This is a genomic window from Saccharopolyspora antimicrobica (assembly GCF_003635025.1).
Taxonomy (GTDB): domain Bacteria; phylum Actinomycetota; class Actinomycetes; order Mycobacteriales; family Pseudonocardiaceae; genus Saccharopolyspora; species Saccharopolyspora antimicrobica.
This window is the reverse complement of the sequence record NZ_RBXX01000002.1, coordinates 4,713,924-4,731,649: the sequence shown is the minus strand read 5'-3', so window position 1 is coordinate 4,731,649 and position 17,726 is coordinate 4,713,924. Positions and strand designations below refer to the sequence as shown.

General features: G+C 70.4%; 16 protein-coding genes. 11 read left to right on the top strand and 5 right to left on the bottom strand.

What is annotated here, in order from left to right:
* Positions 1–83 precede the first annotated feature (83 nt).
* Together ATL45_RS22935 and ATL45_RS22930 are read left to right on the top strand one after the other, a co-directional pair.
* Entirely contained in the window at positions 84–737 is a 654-nt protein-coding gene (locus ATL45_RS22935; protein ID WP_093148450.1) for a TetR/AcrR family transcriptional regulator, read from the top strand.
* 338 nt (positions 738–1,075) lie between these two features.
* Complete coding sequence (locus ATL45_RS22930) at positions 1,076–1,273, top strand: DUF8847 domain-containing protein (protein ID WP_093148446.1); 198 nt, start codon at positions 1,076–1,078, stop codon at positions 1,271–1,273.
* A 36-nt stretch (positions 1,274–1,309) separates the two neighbouring features.
* Here ATL45_RS22930 and ATL45_RS22925 read toward each other — a convergent pair whose 3' ends face one another.
* Entirely contained in the window at positions 1,310–2,500 is a 1,191-nt protein-coding gene (locus tag ATL45_RS22925; protein ID WP_093148442.1) for a M23 family metallopeptidase, read from the bottom strand.
* A 394-nt stretch (positions 2,501–2,894) separates the two neighbouring features.
* A complete protein-coding gene (locus ATL45_RS22920) occupies positions 2,895–3,317 on the bottom strand; it encodes a hypothetical protein (RefSeq protein ID WP_093149691.1) in 423 nt (140 codons plus the stop codon).
* A gap of 237 nt (positions 3,318–3,554) precedes the next feature.
* Here ATL45_RS22920 and ATL45_RS22915 point away from each other — a divergent pair, with 237 nt between their 5' ends.
* From ATL45_RS22915 to meaB, 3 genes are read left to right on the top strand one after another with little or no spacing between them, the layout of a single operon-like run.
* Positions 3,555–5,405, top strand: a complete 1,851-nt coding sequence (locus ATL45_RS22915; protein WP_093148438.1) for a methylmalonyl-CoA mutase family protein — start codon at positions 3,555–3,557, stop codon at positions 5,403–5,405.
* Entirely contained in the window at positions 5,402–7,606 is a 2,205-nt protein-coding gene (gene scpA / locus ATL45_RS22910; RefSeq protein ID WP_093148434.1) for a methylmalonyl-CoA mutase, read from the top strand. The genes ATL45_RS22915 and scpA overlap by 4 nt, the downstream gene beginning before the upstream one ends.
* 2 nt (positions 7,607–7,608) lie before the next feature.
* Positions 7,609–8,598, top strand: coding sequence for a methylmalonyl Co-A mutase-associated GTPase MeaB (gene meaB, locus ATL45_RS22905; protein ID WP_093148428.1), 990 nt, complete (start codon positions 7,609–7,611; stop codon positions 8,596–8,598).
* On the opposite strand, the gene ATL45_RS22900 is transcribed toward meaB, so the two are convergent.
* Positions 8,595–10,028, bottom strand: coding sequence for a pentapeptide repeat-containing protein (locus tag ATL45_RS22900; RefSeq protein ID WP_093148424.1), 1,434 nt, complete (start codon positions 10,026–10,028; stop codon positions 8,595–8,597). The two genes, meaB and ATL45_RS22900, sit on opposite strands and share 4 nt — an antisense overlap.
* Between ATL45_RS22900 and ATL45_RS22895 the strand changes: the two genes are divergently transcribed.
* From ATL45_RS22895 to ATL45_RS22875, 5 genes are all read left to right on the top strand, one after another.
* Positions 10,027–10,371 (top strand): STAS domain-containing protein, encoded by a 345-nt coding sequence (locus ATL45_RS22895; RefSeq protein WP_093148420.1) that lies wholly within the window; start codon positions 10,027–10,029, stop codon positions 10,369–10,371. The genes ATL45_RS22900 and ATL45_RS22895 overlap by 2 nt on opposite strands.
* 62 nt (positions 10,372–10,433) lie before the next feature.
* Complete coding sequence (locus ATL45_RS22890) at positions 10,434–10,790, top strand: GntR family transcriptional regulator (RefSeq protein ID WP_093148416.1); 357 nt, start codon at positions 10,434–10,436, stop codon at positions 10,788–10,790.
* A 265-nt stretch (positions 10,791–11,055) separates the two neighbouring features.
* Positions 11,056–12,255 (top strand): cytochrome P450, encoded by a 1,200-nt coding sequence (locus ATL45_RS22885; RefSeq protein WP_093148411.1) that lies wholly within the window; start codon positions 11,056–11,058, stop codon positions 12,253–12,255.
* A 51-nt stretch (positions 12,256–12,306) separates the two neighbouring features.
* On the top strand, positions 12,307–13,497 hold the full coding sequence (locus tag ATL45_RS22880) for a cytochrome P450 (protein ID WP_170210321.1): 1,191 nt from the start codon (positions 12,307–12,309) through the stop codon (positions 13,495–13,497).
* Positions 13,498–13,915: 418 nt separating this feature from the next.
* Positions 13,916–14,485 carry a dienelactone hydrolase family protein gene (locus ATL45_RS22875; RefSeq protein ID WP_093148402.1) on the top strand — a complete coding sequence of 190 codons (570 nt, stop codon included), beginning with the start codon at positions 13,916–13,918 and terminating at the stop codon, positions 14,483–14,485.
* Between the two features lie 21 nt (positions 14,486–14,506).
* Here ATL45_RS22875 and ATL45_RS22870 read toward each other — a convergent pair whose 3' ends face one another.
* Positions 14,507–15,334: a maleylpyruvate isomerase family mycothiol-dependent enzyme gene (locus ATL45_RS22870; RefSeq protein WP_093148399.1), complete on the bottom strand. Its 828-nt coding sequence runs from the start codon at positions 15,332–15,334 to the stop codon at positions 14,507–14,509.
* A gap of 50 nt (positions 15,335–15,384) precedes the next feature.
* Entirely contained in the window at positions 15,385–16,008 is a 624-nt protein-coding gene (locus tag ATL45_RS22865; protein ID WP_093148395.1) for a DUF305 domain-containing protein, read from the bottom strand.
* Between the two features lie 200 nt (positions 16,009–16,208).
* On the opposite strand from ATL45_RS22865, the gene ATL45_RS22860 reads away from it, so the two are divergent.
* Positions 16,209–17,642 carry an LVIVD repeat-containing protein gene (locus ATL45_RS22860; RefSeq protein ID WP_093148393.1) on the top strand — a complete coding sequence of 478 codons (1,434 nt, stop codon included), beginning with the start codon at positions 16,209–16,211 and terminating at the stop codon, positions 17,640–17,642.
* Positions 17,643–17,726: the final 84 nt, after the last annotated feature.

The window sequence follows — 17,726 nt, the reverse complement described above, 5'->3', positions numbered from 1 at the left end:
GTCCTCATTATGCACGCGGTGCGTGCAATGGCGAGTGCATGACTGAGTGCATCGGCTATCCTGGGTCGGACGAGAGGGGTGGGATGACTGGTCGCAGGCGCTGGTCGACCGAGGAGATCCTGGACACGGCGGCGGAGCTGCTCCGCACGAGCGACGCCGAGTCGTTCAGCGTGCGCAAGCTCGCCGCGGCGCTCGGGACCGATTCCTCCAGCCTCTACCGGCACTTCCGCAGCAAGACCGAGCTGCTGCGCGCGGTCGCCGACCGCATCCTCTTCGAGGCGATGGACGGCTACCTGCCCAAGGGCGACTGGAAGCAGCGCATCACCACCCTGGCCCTGCGGTTGCGGGACACCTTCGGCCAGCAACCCCAGCTGGCCGCGATCTGGGGGCGCTACGCCTCGGGCGGCACCGGTTCCCGGTTGGTCATCGAAGAGGCGCTGCGCGCACTGCGCGCATCAGGCCTGCCCGACGAGGAGATCCCGACGCGCTACCACCGGCTCGCGGTCCTGCTCGTCGCGCTGATCGCCGCCGAGGCGGGGGTCAGCACCCGCACGCCCGAAGAGCACGAGCAGGGGATGGAGCTGTTCCGCGTCGCGGTGCTCGGCGCGGACCCCGAGTCCTTCCCCGCCCTGGCCCGCTTCGGCCGCGACCTCCGCCCGCTCGGGGCGGACCGCCGCGCGGCGTTCGAGGAGATCCTCGCCGACCACCTCGCCCAGATCGAGGCGGCGATCCCCTGACGCTCCGCGGTTCCGGTTGAAACCGTGATCGTCGGACCTGCCGACGGATGCGGACAACTCGCTCCGCCGCGAGGAGAACTTGTGCGATTTCAATTGAAATCAGACGTCTGATTTCAATTGAAATCGCACAGCATCCCGACGCACCACCGGCGTGTCCAGGACCGGATGCTTCGGTGGGAGCACGGTTTCCGGGCCGGCGGGGCCGGGAACAACCCGAGGCGCGGGTTCGTCCGGCCCGGCGGAAAAGGACGGGCCACCGGTTCGCGCGCTGGTGTTGCGGGGCCCCGATCAGGGACGATTGGGTGCGGACGGGGAAAGCTGTGCGGGAGGAGGGTGCCATGCCGAGCCAGAACGTGCGGTTCATCGGCGGGCCGCTGGACGGACGGATGCAGGACCTCCGGGATTCGGAAGCTGTCGCGGGCCGGCTGCTGCGGCACATCTACCTGCACGACGGTCCGAAGATCGAGACCCAGTACGAGCTGCACTACTCCGCCGAGGCGGGCTGGGTCTACCACCACTGCCACCCTGGGTCGTGAGCGCGGGTACCGGCTGCCGCGCTCACGACCGCCGGTTCAGCACGCAGGAGCGATCGGACCGTCCGAACCGGTGTAGAGGAATCCGTCGCTGATCCAGCCGCCGACGTCGCGCTGGTTCCACAGGTCGGTGCGCCCCCAGACGCCGTCCACGAAGTCACCGCGCGCGGTGCACTTGATCCGGACGACGCTGCCATCGGGCAGGTTGTCGACGACCGGCGCACTCAGGCGCGGCTCGCCGCGCACGTTCACCGAAGTGTTCTGCCCGCTCTCGACCACCCCGGTAGGAGTGCTGGCGCCCTGGCCGTGGTTGGTGATCCGGCCACCGGCGCCGACCTGGGTGCCGTTGCGCTCGGCGTAGCCGCCGTAGGCCTGGGCGCCTTCGCGGAAGGTCCAGCCGCCGATCGTCTGGCCGTCGACCTTGGTGTGGGAGTCACCGCGCAGCAAGGAGAAGTGCACGTGCGGGCCGGTGGTGCTGCCGCCGCAGGGCAGGCCGACGTCGATGCGTCCGAGGTAGTCGCCGTAGGCCACCGGCTGGCCGTCGCCGAGGTCGGTCAGACCGGTCATGTGGTAGTAGGTCGTGCTGAAGCCGTTCTCGTGCACGACGCGGACGAGCCCGCTGCCGTTGCGCAGGCAGCTCTTGTAGACGCGGCCGGCACCCGCCGACAGCACCTGCCCGTTGCCGCCGTTGAAGTCCAGCGAGCTGAACGGGCGGCTCTGCCCGCTGTCGCCGTGCGGCCCGCCGCCCATCCACCAGGCGACGCCCTCGGCCCATGGCAGCCCGAGGCCGGTGTCGGCCACCGCGACACGGCTGTTCTCGTAGTTGCGCGCGAACAGCTGCTTCTCGCCCTCGCTGACGACATCGGCGGGCGCCCGCTCGACGGCCTCGACGAACTCGGCCGTGCCGTCCAGCTCGACCTGCCAGCCCTGTGCTTGGCGGTGCGCGACGAAGATCGCCGTGTGCGGGCCCGCGTGCTCCTTGTCCGGTGCGGGGATGGTGGTCGTGCCGAATGCCCAGCCCTGGTCGTTCGAGCGGGTCGGCTCCACCAGCGGCTCGGCCAGCACCGACGTGCCGAAGTCCGCGTTGGCGGCCGCGCCGCGCTCGGCCAGCATCGCCTCCCGCACGGCCGAGTCGAGATCCGCCTGGCCCGCACCGCTGGCCGGTGCCACGAGTATCGCGGTCACCACCGCCGCGCCCGCGGCCACGCCGAGCGCACGCTTGAGCAACATGCCGCCTCCTGGAGGAATCGGGGATCACCGAACCGCGTCGGCCGCAGGGCTTTTCGGCGCGAGCGCCGGAATCGGGGCGCCCTGCTCCGCGATCGGCTCCACCACAAGGAACCGCTACCGCGCACGGCCGTCAAGATCACCGCAGGCGGCGGGCCCGGGGTGCTTTCGGCGGGAAGATCCCGAATCGGCGGTTCCTCCGCAGGTGAGCGGATCGACGCCCGGAGCACCTCGCCGACCGCGAGGCGCCCATGTGTGAAAACCCCGTTGTTCCACAGAATTCACCACCAGGACGCGCTCGGGCACCCGACGATCGTTCGAAGTCGAGCGGCATGGGCGTGACGTGGCGCGACCAGACGATCGCTGCACCTCCCCACCGCACCTCGGGTGAGCCGGATCAAGTGGTGAAGGCCCAGATGTGGACGACCGGCCGGGCCGGATCGGAGCGATCGACCAGGAGCTCGCGGAAGACCGTGTTCGGTCGCCCGGGCCCCGGCGAGAGCTCGTCGGAGGCCGAGGCGAAGTCTGTGCCGATCGATGCTTGCGGCAGCGGCTCGTAGGTGACCTCCCGGCCCGGTTCCAGCGGCGCGCGGAACTGCGAATCGGCCAGCAACCGCTCCACCGACCCGGCGTCGACCGCCACCGCGACCTTGCAGAAGGAGTCGATGCCCCTGCTCGCGTCGACACCGAGCACCTCCCCGCCCGGCGGCACGACGACTCCGCTGAACGCCAACGCCTCCCCCACCGCAGGCGGAGCTTCCCGACCACAACCGCTCACGAGCGCCCCGACGAGGAACAGGAGCAGCACAACAACGCGCATCAACCGATCACACCACCTCGCCCACGACATGAGCACACCCACCGTGAAAACTCTTCGTAATTGGCTGTGCCCGGCGCCGGATCGCGAGCGGTGATCGCGCAATTGTCGGGTTCCGCCAAAATCGGGGGTCCGGCAGCGCGGAAGTCCACAACCCGGGGCAGCCGTTCGGGGGCTTGCGATGCGCGTCACAGTTCTGATCAGGTTCGATTTCCGGGCACCGGCCTACCATCTGTTCCCATGGTGGCGCACTCGAAGTCGAGCGGCGTCGGGCCGGAGCTGGCCTTGGCTGCCGAGTTCCCGGAACCGACCCACGAGCAGTGGCAAGCCCAGGTGCAGAAGGTCCTGCAGCGGTCGGGTCTGGTCGGCGAGCAGCAGGCCGGGCCGGTCGAGGACGTGCTGGCCACCAACACCTACGACGGCATCACCGTGCACCCGCTCTACACCGCGACCGCGGGCGAGCCGGGAGTGCCGGGGCTGACGCCGTTCGTGCGGGGCTCCCGCCCGCAGGGCAGCGTGGCCGAGGGCTGGGACGTGCGGCAACGGCACGAGCACCCCGATGCCGCCGAGACCAACCGCGAGATCTTGGCGGACCTCTACAACGGCGTGTCCTCGCTGTGGCTGCGGCTGGGCCGCGGCGGCCTGGCGGTCGACGACCTCGCCGATGCGCTCGAAGGCGTCCACCTGGACATGATCGGCGTGACGCTCGACGCCGGGGCCGACTTCGCCGCCGCCGCGGACGCCTTCCTCGCGCTGGCCGAGGAGCAGGGCGTGCGGGGCAGCGCGCTGCGCGGCAACCTCGGCGCCGATCCGCTGGGCTGGCAGGCCCGGACGGGCGAACCCGGTGACCGGGAGGCCGCGGTCGCGCTCGCCGAGCGCAGCACGGCGTTCCCGGAGCTGAAAGCGCTGGTCGCCGACGGGCTGCCCTATCACGAGGCGGGCGGTTCGGACGCTCAGGAGCTCGGCTGCTCGCTGGCCGCCGCGACCACCTACCTGCGGTGGCTCACCGATGCCGGGCTGGACGTCGACACCGCCGCCGGGCTGCTGGAGTTCCGCTACGCCGCCACCGCTGACCAGTTCCTCACCATCGCCAAGCTGCGCGCCGCGCGGCGCCTGTGGGAGCAGGTGACCCGCGCCTGCGGCGTCCCGGAGCAGGCGCGCGGCCAGGTGCAGCACGCGGTGACCTCCGCGGCGATGCTCACCCGCCGCGATCCGTGGGTGAACATGCTGCGCACCACGATCGCCTCGTTCGCCGCAGGTGTGGGCGGCGCGCAGGCGGTGACCACGTTGCCGTTCGACGCCGCGCTCGGGCTGCCGGACGCCTTCGCCCGGCGCATCGCGCGCAACACGCAGTCGCTGCTGCTGGAGGAATCGCACCTGGCGCAGGTGATCGACCCGGCCGGTGGTTCCTACTACGTCGAATCGCTGACCGACGAGCTGGCGAAGTCGGCCTGGGCCTGGTTCCAGCGGATCGAGGCCGCCGGTGGGCTGCCCGCCGCGCTGGAGTCCGGCCTGATCGCCGACGAGCTGGCCGCCACCTGGGAACGGCGGCGCACCGCGATCGCGCACCGCAAGGACCCGATCACCGGCGTCAGCGAGTTCCCGAACCTCGACGAGCCGCCGCTGGAGCGCGAGCCCGCGCCCGAGCAGCCCACCGGCGGCCTACCCGCGCACCGCTACGCCGAGGACTTCGAGCGGCTGCGCGACGCCGCCGACGCCCAGCCGCAGCGGCCGACCGCGTTCCTCGCGACGCTCGGCCCGCTGGCCGCCTACAACGCCCGCGCGTCGTTCGCGCGGAACCTCTTCGCCGCGGGCGGCGTCGAGTGCACCGACGCCGGCGCGACCGAGTCCACAGAGGACGTCGTCGCCGCCTACTCCGGTGCTCCGGTGGTGTGCTTGTGCTCCAGCGACAAGGTTTACGCCGAGCGCGCGGCGGAAACGGCTGAGGCGCTGAAGCGGGCCGGGGCGCAGCGCGTGCTGCTGGCGGGCAAGCCCGGTGACCTGGCCGGGGTGGACGGGTTCGTCTTCACCGGGTGCGACGCGCTGGCCGTCCTCACCGACGTCCACGACCAGTTGGGAGTCCGACGATGACGCAGATCCCGAACTTCGCCGACGTCCCGCTGGACAGCCCGCCGACCGCCGGTCTCCCCCGCTGGCAGGAAGAAGTGCTCGCCGCCACCGGCAAGGAGTCCGACGCGCTGGTGTGGGAGGCGCCGGAGGGCATCGGCGTCAAACCGCTGTACACCTCGGCCGACACCGAGGGCCTGGACTTCCTGCACACCTATCCCGGGCTGGCGCCGTTCCTGCGCGGGCCGTACCCGACGATGTACGTCAACCAGCCGTGGACGGTCCGGCAGTACGCCGGGTTCTCCACCGCCGAGGAGTCCAACGCCTTCTACCGCCGCAACCTCGCCGCCGGGCAGAAGGGCCTGTCGGTGGCCTTCGACCTGGCCACCCACCGCGGCTACGACTCCGACCACCCGCGCGTGTCCGGCGACGTGGGCATGGCCGGGGTGGCCATCGACTCGATCCTCGACATGCGCCAGCTCTTCGACGGCATCCCGCTGGACCGGATGAGCGTGTCGATGACCATGAACGGCGCGGTGCTGCCGGTGATGGCGCTCTACATCGTCGCCGCCGAGGAGCAGGGCGTCGCGCCGGAGAAGCTGGCCGGGACCATCCAGAACGACATCCTCAAGGAGTTCATGGTCCGCAACACCTACATCTACCCGCCGCAGCCGTCGATGCGGATCATCTCCGACATCTTCGCCTACACCTCGCAGCGGATGCCGAAGTTCAACTCCATCTCGATCTCCGGCTACCACATCCAGGAGGCCGGGGCGACGGCCGACCTGGAGCTGGCCTACACCCTCGCCGACGGCGTGGAGTACCTGCGCGCCGGACGGCAGGCCGGGCTGGACACCGATGCCTTCGCGCCCCGGCTGTCGTTCTTCTGGGGCATCGGGATGAACTTCGCGATGGAGGTCGCCAAGCTGCGCGCGGCCCGCCTGCTGTGGGCGAAGCTGGTCAAGCGGTTCGAGCCGCAGAACCCGAAATCGCTGTCGCTGCGCACCCATTCGCAGACCTCCGGCTGGTCGCTGACCGCCCAGGACGTCTACAACAACGTCGTGCGCACCTGCGTCGAGGCGATGGCCGCCACCCAGGGCCACACCCAGTCGCTGCACACCAACGCGCTCGACGAAGCGCTGGCGCTGCCCACCGACTTCTCCGCGCGCATCGCGCGCAACACGCAGCTGGTGCTGCAGCAGGAATCCGGCACCACGCGGGTCATCGACCCGTGGGGCGGCAGCTACTACCTGGAGCGGCTCACCCAGGACCTCGCCGAACGCGCCTGGGCGCACATCACCGAGGTCGAGGACGCCGGTGGCATGGCCCAGGCCATCGACGCGGGCATCCCGAAGCTGCGCATCGAAGAGGCCGCCGCCCGCACCCAGGCCCGCATCGACTCCGGCCGCCAGCCGCTGATCGGCGTCAACAAGTACCGCTACGACGGCGACGAGCAGATCGACGTGCTCAAGGTCGACAACGCCGGCGTGCGCGCCCAGCAGCTGGAGAAGCTGCGGCGGCTGCGCGAAGAGCGCGACGGCCAGGCCTGCGAGGACGCGCTGCGGCGCCTCACCGCCGCGGCCGAGGCGTCGATGTCCGACGAACGCCCGAACGACATGGCGCACAACCTGCTCGCGCTGGCCGTGGACGCGGCGCGGGCCAAGGCGACCGTCGGCGAGATCTCCGACGCGCTGGAGAAGGTGTTCGGCCGCCACTCCGGGCAGATCCGTACGATCACCGGCGTGTACCGGGACGAATCGGGGCCGTCGGAGCAGCTGGAGACCGCTCGCGAGCGGGTCGAGGACTTCGCCGAGGCCGAAGGCCGCCGCCCGCGCATCCTGGTCGCCAAGATGGGCCAGGACGGCCACGACCGCGGCCAGAAGGTGATCGCCACCGCCTTCGCCGACCTCGGCTTCGACGTGGACGTGGGCCCGCTGTTCCAGACCCCGGCGGAGGTGGCCCGCCAGGCCGCCGAATCCGACGTGCACGTCGTCGGCGTCTCCAGCCTCGCCGCCGGGCACCTGACGCTGGTGCCCGCGCTGCGCGACGAGCTGGCCGCGATCGACCGGGAGGACATCATGATCGTCGTCGGCGGCGTCATCCCGCCCGCCGACTTCGACGCGCTGCGCCAGGCCGGGGCATCGGCGATCTTCCCGCCGGGCACCGTCATCGCCGACGCGGCGCTGGGTCTGCTGGACGAACTCCGCACCCGGCTCGGGCACTGATCATGCCGCGCACCGTCGACGTCCAGGACTACGCCAAGGGCGTGCTCGCCGGTTCCCGCACCAAGCTGGCGCGGGCGATCACGCTGGTGGAATCCACCCGCGCCGACCACCGCGCGCAGGCGCAGGAGCTGCTGGTCGAGCTGCTGCCGCACAGCGGTGGCGCGCACCGCGTCGGGATCACCGGCGTGCCCGGGGTGGGCAAGTCGACGTTCATCGAGGCGCTGGGCTCGATGCTGACCGCCGCCGGGCACCGGGTCGCGGTGCTGGCCGTCGACCCGTCGTCCACCCGCAGCGGCGGCAGCATCCTCGGCGACAAGACGCGGATGGGCCGGCTGGCCAGCGATCCGGCGGCGTTCGTGCGGCCGTCGCCGTCGGCGGGCACGCTCGGCGGCGTCGCGCGCGCGACGCGGGAGACCATCGTGCTGATGGAGGCGGCCGGTTTCGACGTGGTGCTGGTGGAAACCGTCGGCGTCGGGCAGTCCGAGGTGACCGTGGCGGGCATGGTCGACTGCTTCCTGCTGCTGTCCCTGGCGCGCACCGGAGACCAGCTGCAGGGCATCAAGAAGGGCGTCCTGGAGCTGGCCGACATCATCGCGGTCAACAAGGCCGACGGCGATCACGCGGCCGAAGCCCGCAAGGCGGCCCGCGAGCTCCGCGGCGCCCTGCGCCTGCTCACCCCGATCAGCGCGAGCTGGACGCCGCCGGTGCTGACCTGCAGCGGCCTGCAGGGCCTGGGCCTGGACTCGGTGTGGGAGCAGGTGGAGCAGCACCGCGCGGTGCTGACCGAAACCGGCGAGTTCGCGGAGAAGCGCAGCCGCCAGCAGGTCGAGTGGACCTGGGCGCTGGTGCGCGACCAGCTCCTGTCCGAGCTCACCCACCACCCGGGCGTCCGCGAGATCCTCGGCGAGGTGGAATCCCAGGTGCGGGCGGGAGAACTGACCGCGAGCCTGGCCGCGGAACGCCTGCTGGCGGCCTTCCGGAGCGGTTCCTAGCCGGTGGCCGGTTCGGTTCGTTCGAATCGATGCCACCGACGCTGCTGCTCATCCGGCTCTTCGTCGCCGGCGGCGGTCAGCCGCCACCCCGGAAGCCTCCGCAGCCAGTCCTGATCGGCCACCCAGTCAGGTGCGAAGATCCGGGCGTCGGTGAAGTCCGGTTCTCCCAGCGCGGCGTTGTCGAACCACGCCGCGTCGTGGAACTCCGTCTCGCGGAACGAGACGATGCCCTGGAACCGCGATTCACCGAACGAGGCGGAACCCCGGAAGTGCGCTCCGGCGAAAGTAGCCTCGTCCCTGAACTCCGCCGCACCGAAGGCGACCGCGTGTCGGAACCGGGCCTCGCGGAACGAAACCGTGCTGCCGAACACCGCCTGCCGGAACGAAGCCGTGCTGCCGAACTTCCCCTCGGCGAAGGACACCGGCTCGTGGAACTCCGCCTCCACGAACCGGACCACGTCGCCGAACTCCGCCACGCGGAAGGAAGCCGTTCCGTGAAACTTCGCCCCGCCGAACTGGGTCACGTCGTCGAACTGCGCCCCACCGAAGGACACCGCGCCGCAGAACCGGGCCTCGCGGAACGAAGCCGCACCGCTGAACCCCGCTTCCTCGAAGGAAGCTTCGCCGCTGAACACCGTCCCGTCGAACAAGGCGTTGCGGACGCTGCAGCCCGCCATGTTCCACGCGACCAGCGCGGCTCGGGTGAGGTCGAGGTCCATGCCGGCCCAGAACTTCCCGTCTTCCTGCGCCAGCGGGCGGAGATGAGCCGTGAGCAGCCGTTGCGCGGTGAGCCGCACCTGGACTTCCTGGTACTTCTCGGCCCGCCCCTCCACATCGCCCTCGTCCGGCTCGGTGAAGGGCATGCGCAGGTAGGCGCACAGGAGGTCCACGACCGTCTGCCGGTGGCCGGGGTTGTCCTGGCCGAGCCGTTCCAGGGCGTGGAGCGCGGCCAGGCGCACCGGGGCCTTGTCCGAGCCCAGCTGCTCCGCGGCGGAGGAGTAGAGCTCGGTGACCCGTCTTTCCGCGGCATCGTGGCGGGCGTCATCGGCGGCTCGCTCCTTCTGGGCGAGATCCCGCTCGTTCTGGGCCAGCTGCAGTTCGGTGGCGCGCTGTCGCCGTGCGGCGAGCAGCAGCGCGGCTGCGCCACCGGTGCCGACCACGATGCCGCCGGCCAGCTTGATGATCTCCAGCCGGACCTTGTCCTGCGGACTCCCGCCGCCGTACAGCGCCATCAGCACCCACATCGAGACCGCCGCCACCACCAGCAGCACCAGCGCCCCGATCCAGATCGACCGGGCGGGCATCACGGAAACGCGCCCGACCTCGTTCCGACGCCACTTCCACCACGAACCGATCATGCCGATGAGCATGCCACCCGCCGTGCGCGCACGGCGCCGGAAGCCGGGATTCGGCGCTAGTGTGCATGCCATGGATTTCAGCGTGACCAGCACGCGGCTGCCCGACGACGTCGCGCTGATCACCGTCAGCGGTGAGCTCGACGTCTACACCGCGCCCGCGCTGCGGGAGCAGTTGGTCGACGCGGTGAACGACGGTGCTCGCCGGCTGATCGTGGACCTCGCCCAGGTCGTCTTCCTGGACAGCACCGGGCTCGGCGTGCTGGTCGGCGGCCTGAAGCGGATGCGCGCCGTCGACGGCGACCTGGTCGTGGTGTGCACCGCGGACCGGCTGCTCAAGATCTTCCGGATCACCGGCCTGTCCGAGGTGTTCCCCATCGTGCCCGACCTCCCCTCCGCCCGTTCCTGGCGCGCGTGAGGCTCAGCCGGGCCGGGGAGGATACTGGGACGGCACCGACCACGACCGGGAAGTGATGGACCATGCGGATCAGCGTTGACGCCAACTCCGACATGCCGCCGTTCGAGCAGGTGCGCTCGAGCATCGCCGAGCAGGTCCGCAGCGGCGAGCTGCCGGTGGGCGCCAAGCTCCCGACCGTCCGCGCCCTGGCCGCCGAGCTGGGCATCGCGGCCAACACGGCAGCCAAGGCCTACCGCGAGCTGGAGCAGGCCGGCCTGATCGAAACACGCGGCCGCGCAGGCACTTTCGTCTCCGACGCGGGCGATCAGACAGCGGCCCGAGCAGCCGAAGCAGCAGCCACCTACGCCCAGATCACCCACGCCCTGGGCATCCCCGCCGACGAAGCCCTCGCCATCGTCCGCGCCGCGCTGAAAGCCTGAGGTCGCCGCCTGGCTTGGGCCGTTCGGTCGAGGGCTGATCAGGGGACGGTTCGCCCTGTCGGGCAACGGTTTTGCCGCCGAACACCCGATCAGTGGCAGCCCGGCAGCGCGGTAGCCTGCTGGGCGTGTGGTGCCGTTCTTGAGCGACGACCACCGAGATCTCCGGAGTTCAGCCACCGGCAAGGTTCCGGCGGAAGGTCTTCCCCCGGACTGCTCCACCTGCTCCGCGCACGACCAGGCCGGTCAGATCCCCCTAGGAGGCGTTGTGCGCGCGACCGAAAGCGAACTCCCGGAGTTCCCGTTCACCACCGCAGACGGCAGCAGCGACCGGGAACGGGTATTCCGGCTGCGCGAGGAACAGCCGATCTCCAGGGTCGTGCTGTCCGGCGTGCCGGTGTGGCTGGTCACCCGGCACGCCGACGTCAACGCCGTGCTGGTCGACACGCGGTTCAGCCTGGCCCGCGCCATCGACCCGGGCATCCCGCGGCTGGGCACCGTGGAGATGATGCCGGGGCAGCTCCTCGCCACCGACCCTCCGGAGCACACCCGGCTGCGCAAGCTCGTCACGAAGGTGTTCACCGCCCGGCGGATCGAACAGCTCCGGCCGCACGTGCAGGACGTGAGCGACCGCCTGCTGGACCGGCTCGCCGGCCTGACACCCCCGGTCGATCTGATCGAGCACTTCGCCGCCGCGCTGCCCATCGAGATCATCTGCGAGATGCTCGGCGTCCCTCATCAGGACCGGGACAGGTTCCAGGACTGGACCGAGCGCATCCTCACCGTGTCCGGGCTGCCGGACGAGGAGGTCCGGTCGGGATGGGCCCGGATGACCGGTTACCTCGCCGGGCTCGTCTCCGAGAAGCGCCGCGCTCCCACCGATGACCTGCTCGGCATGCTGACCGCGGCACGCGACGAGGACGACGAGCTGACCGAGGACGAACTCGTGCTGCTCGCGCTCGCCCTGCTGATCGGCGGGTACGAGACGACCAAGAACCAACTGGCGAGCTCGGTGGCGATGCTGCTCACCGAGCATCCCGACCAGTGGCAGCGGCTGATCGAGCACCCCGAGCTCATCCCGTCCGCGGTGGAGGAGCTGCTGCGTTACGTCCCGCTGTTCGGCTACGAGGTGACCTTTCCCAGGGTGGCCACGGCGACCGTGGAGCTGGGCGGGGTGACCATCGCCGCAGGCGACACCGTGCTGATCTCGCTGACCTCCGCCAACCGCGACAGCGCGGTGTTCGACGCCCCTGACGAGTTCGACCCCGCCCGCCTGCCCAACCGGCACCTGGCCTTCGGCAACGGCGTGCACCGCTGCCTCGGCGCGCAACTGGCGAGGATCGAGCTGGAAACCGGGCTCGGCGGTCTCCTCCGGCGCTTCCCGCAGCTGCGCCTGACCGACGACGAACTGCAGTGGAAGAAGGGCGTTTTCGTCCACGCCCTGCACCGGCTCCAGGTCGAGTGGTAAGCGCTCACCTCGCAGGTGCCGATCCCGGACCGCCACCGCCGAGGAGGCGTTGTGCCCACGACCGAAAGCGAACTCCCGGAGTTCCCGTTCACCACCGCAGACGGCGGCATCGACTTCGATCGGCTGCGCGCCGGGCCACCGATCACCCGGGTCTTGCTGTCCGGCCAGCCCGCCTGGCTCGTCACCGGCTACGCCGAGGTCAACACCGTGCTGGTCGACGCGCGGTTCAGCCTGGCCCGCGCCATCGACCCGGGTATCCCGCGGCTGGGCACCGTCGAGTTGCCGCCGGGGATGATCCTCGCCACCGATCCACCGGAGCACACCCGGCTACGCAGGCTCGTCACGAAGGTGTTCACCGCCCGGCAGATCGAGCAGCTGCGGCCCCGGGTGCAGGAGGTGACCGACCGGCTGCTCGACGAGCTCGCCGGAATGACACCACCGGTCGACCTGATCGAGCACTTCACCGCCGCGCTGCCCATCGAGATCATCTGCGAGATGCTCGGCGTGCCCGACGCCGACCGGGCCACCTTCCAGGACTGGACCGAGCTGACCTTCACCGTGTCCGGGTTGCCGATCGAGGAAGTCCAGGCCGGGTGGACGCAGCTGTCCGACTACATCGCGAGCCTGGTCGCGGAGAAGCGCCGCTCCCCGACCGATGACCTGCTCAGCCTGCTCATCGCGGCGCGCGACGAGGACGACCGGCTGACCGAGAACGAGCTCGTGCTGTTCGGCCTCACGCTGCTCAACGCCGGGCACGAAACGACCAAGAACCACCTGGCGAACTCGGTGGCCGTGCTGCTCACCGAGCTTCCCGACCAGTGGCGCAAGCTAGTCGAGCACCCCGAGCTCATCCCGTCCGCGGTGGACGAGCTGCTGCGCCACGTCCCGCTGGAGGGTTTCGCGGTGAACCTCCCCAGGGTGGCCACCGCTGCAGTCGAACTGGGTGGGGCGACCATCGCCGCGGGCGACACCGTACTGGTCTCGCTGACCTCCGCCAACCACGACGCCGCGGCGTTCGACGCACCCGACGAGTTCGACCCGGCCCGCACACCCAACCGGCACCTGGCCTTCGGCAACGGCGTGCACCGCTGCATCGGCGCGCAACTGGCGAAGATCGAGCTGGAGACCGGCCTCGGCGAACTCACCCGGCGCTTCCCGCAGCTGCGGCTGGCCGAGGACGAACTGCAGTGGAAGAAGGGCGTTTTCGTCCGGGGTCTCCACCGGCTCCAGGTCGAGTGGTGAGGACTCAGGCCGACCGCACGCAGGATCAGACCGCCCTGGACAAAACACGTTGTGGTCCAAGTGATTTGGCGCGCGAAACCAGCATGCCGGGACTGCCTAGCCTTCCGTGGCCGCCATCCGGGCAGCGGCCGATCAGGGTATTGGTTTCTCACCTGGCGCTTCCCGCAGCTGCGACTGGCTGACACCGAACTCCGCTGGAAGACCGGCGGTTTCATCCGCGGTCTGCACGAACTCCGGGTCGAGTGGTGAACCGTCCCGGCTCCAGCGATGTGACCCGGTGCTTCCGCCGCACCCGACCGATGCACTCCGTCACCTCGTCGGTCAGCACGGGGTCGCCGCCGGGAGCTGCAGTACAGGTCAGTGCCCGATCGTTCTAGACTGCCGGATCATTCGTCAGCGGCAAGCAAGGGGTTCGGGCATGGCAGAGGTCGTACTGTTCCACCACGCACAGGGATTGACCCCCGGAGTCACCGCTTTCGCCGACGAACTCCGCGCGGCCGGCCACACCGTCCACACGCCCGACCTGTTCGACGGGCGCACCTTCGACTCCCTCGAGGAGGGCAGCGGCTACGTCGAGCAGCTCGGCTTCGGAGAGATCACCGAGCGCGGTGTCCGCGCGGCCGAAGCACTGCCCCGGGAAGCTGTTTACGCCGGCTTCTCGCTCGGTGTGCTGCCCGCCCAGAAGCTGGCGCAGACCCGGGCGGGCGCGCGAGGGGCGCTGCTGTTCCACGCCTGCATCCCCGTATCGGAGTTCAGCGCGGCATGGCCTGGCGGTTTACCGGTGCAGGTGCACGGGAAGGAAGCAGATCCGTACTTCGCCGAGGACATCGGCGCCGCCCGCGACCTCGTCTCCGACTGCGCTGATGCGGAGATGTTCCTGTATCCGGGAGACCAGCACCTGTTCGCGGACAGTTCGCTGCCGTCCCACGACCCGGACGCCGCCGAACTCCTGACCCGGCGGGCGATCGACTTCCTCGGCTCGCGGTAGGCGCCCAGCGGGGCGTGAACTTCAGGCCACCACCGCGAGCAGCGAGGTCACCGCGTGGATCAGGGCCGGGTCGCCTTGCGCGTCCGCTCGCCTGCGGGCTTCGGTGACGGTGATGCCCCTGGTCGCGAGCCGCCAGAGGTCGTCGGGCCGCACGGTGACCGTGGCCGCCAGTTCACCGCCGGGCTCGGCCATCCGCCAGCGGCCCGCGTCGGAGACCGCGCACCAGGTGCCGCCCGGCGGACCGGTGACCACGACGCGGACTTCGGTCCCGTGCGGGCGGACGACCTCGCCCAACGCGTGCGGCAGCCCGCGCAGGAACGTGTCCAGCACGGGACGCACCAGTTCGGGCCCGTCGGCGCCCGGCCGGCCCACCGCGTCCCGGATCTGCTGCTGGTGCACCCAGAACTCGGTGTACTCGCGGGCGATGTCCAGCCAGGCCGGGCTGGGCCCGGGCCCGGCCCAGGACACGTCCAGCGCGGCCGGGCCGGTGAGGTCGAAGCCCTCCCAGAGCCGGTCCAGCTCCGGGCCGAGGTGCGCCAGCAGCTCGATCATCAGCTCCGGGCTGAACTGCCGCGCCGCCCGGACGAATTCGTCGTTGACGCGGGCCAGGTAGCGCGGCAGCGTCTCGTCGTTGGCGAAGACCGCACCGCCGAAACCGTCCCGGCTGCCCGAAATCCGCCGCACGTAGTCGTTCAGGACGTGCCCGACCACGTCGTGCACGTCCCATCCCGGGCACACCGTCTCGCGCGACCAGTCCTCGGCGCTCAGCGAGCGGAGCAGCGCGAGCAGCTCCCGCCGCTCCTGGCCGAACAGGGGGCGGACGTCCAACACCGGCCCGAACATCGTCATGCCGGGATGCTCTCACCGCCCGCGCCCCGCGGCCACCGAATTTCGGCCGGTCAGCCCACCTCGGCCTGCAACCCGCGCATGGTGTCGATCTCGGACTGCTGGGTCACCAGGACGTCCGTGGCCATCGCGTGGACCTGCTCCTCGCGACCCCGGGTCAGGACGTCCGTGGCCATCGTCAGCGCTCCCTCGTGGTGAGCGATCATGAGCTGCAGGAAGAGGCGGTCGAAGTCGGCGCCGGTGGAATTCCGCAGCTGCGCCAGCTGTTCGGGCGTGGCCATGCCCGGCATCGTCGCGTGATCGTGCCCGGTGGACTGTCCGTGTCCACTGTGCTCACCACCGAAGCCGTGGGTGTCCAGCCAGCCCTGCATGGCACCGATCTCCGGGCCCTGCGCGCCGCCGATGCGCTCGGCCAGCGCGCGGACCTTCGGGTGCTGCGCGCGTTCCGGCGCCAGCGCCGTCATCTCCACCGCCTGCTCGTGGTGCGCGATCATCATGCGCAGGTAGTCGGCCTCGACGTCGACCGGGACTCCCGCGTCCGGCGCGGCGCTCGCCACCACCTGCGGCTGGTCGCCCGGTGCGCCCGGCAGCACCACCTTCGGCGGTTCCGGCTGCTCACCGGCACATCCGGCGAGCCCAGCAACCGCGATCAGCAACACGGCGGTCAACCGGCGCATCAAGTCCTCCTGTCGTCGTTCCTAAACCACCGGAGCCGCCGCGCAAAACGCGTCCGCCAGGTGGGATCCAGCTGGAAAAGCCGCCAACTGGCCTATTGGGTCCAGAACCGGGCAAAACAATACTGATCTCCGGCGGTGTTCTCGACACCGCTGGTTGCAGCTGCTCTGCGACCGACCCGAGCAACAGGGGTGGAGTGGTCTTGAAACGTACTTCCAGGTGGCGCGCGTTAGGCGCGTCCGTCGGTGTCCTGTCCCTCGGTCTGGCCCTCGCGCCGGCGTCTGCGGCGACCCCGGCCCACGACGGCCCGGAGCAGGCCGCGGTGCAGACCGTAGCCGCCCCGGCCGGCGACGTCCTCAAGAGCGACAACATCAAGCACGTCGCGAATCTGCCGAAGCAGGAGCCGTTCAACACGCTGGAAGCCTTCGGCACCGACATCGCGTTCAAGGGCGACCACGCGTACGTCGGCAACTACGACGGGTTCGTCGTCTACGACATCAAGAACCCGAAGAAGCCGTCGGTGCTGACCCAGGTGGCCTGCCCCGGTGGTCAGGGCGACGTCTCGATCTCGGGCAACCTGCTGTTCGTCTCCGTCGACTACCCGCGCACGAACGACACGTGCACCAGCGAGTCGACCACCACGGCCGATCCCAACGGCTGGGAGGGCATGCGGATCTTCGACGTCAGCAACCCGGCCGAGCCGCGCTACGTCTCCGCGATCGACACCGCCTGCGGTTCGCACACCAACACCCTGGTGCCGGACAAGGCGGGCAAGGACGTCTACATCTACGTCTCGTCGTACGGCCCGCGCGCGCAGTTCCCGAACTGCCAGCCGCCGCACGACCAGATCTCGATCATCAAGGTGCCGCTGGCCAACCCGGCCGAGCCGGTGCTGGTCGACGCGCCGGTGCTGTTCCCGGACGGCGGCAACCCCGGTTCGGACACCGTCAGCCAGACCACCGGCTGCCACGACATCACCGCGTTCCCGGAGAAGGACATCGCGGCCGGTGCTTGCATGGGTGACGGTGTGCTGCTGGACATCTCCGACCGCGAGAAGCCGCGCGTGATCGAGCAGGTCCGCGACGACGTGAACTTCGCCTTCTGGCACAGCGCCACCTTCAACAACGAGGGCACCAAGGTCGTCTTCACCGACGAGCTCGGCGGCGGCGGCGCGGCCACCTGCAACGCGAAGACCGGCCCGACCCGCGGTGCCAACGGCATCTACGACCTGACCGGCTCGGGCGACGACGCGGAGCTGGAGTTCCGCAGCTACTACAAGATCCCGCGGCACCAGGCCGACACCGAGAACTGCGTGGCGCACAACGGTTCGCTGATCCCGACCAAGGACGGCGACTACATGGTGCAGGCGTGGTACCAGGGCGGCGTGTCGGTGTGGGACTTCACCGACTCGGCCAACCCGAAGGAGATCGGCTACTTCGACCGCACCGCGTTCGACGAGAGCAAGCTGTCGACGGCGGGCTCGTGGTCGGCGTACTACTACAACGGCCACATCTACTCCAGCGGCATCCAGGAGGGCCTGGACGTCCTGGAGCTCAACGACCCCCGGACGAACAACGCCAAGCGCGTGAAGTTCGAGGAGTTCAACCCCCAGACCCAACCGGTCTACCAGCGCTGACCCGCTGACCTGACGAGCAGGGCCCCGCCAACCGGCGGGGCCCTGCTCGCGTTTCCGACCGGGGTTCGGACAAGGAAGTCAGCT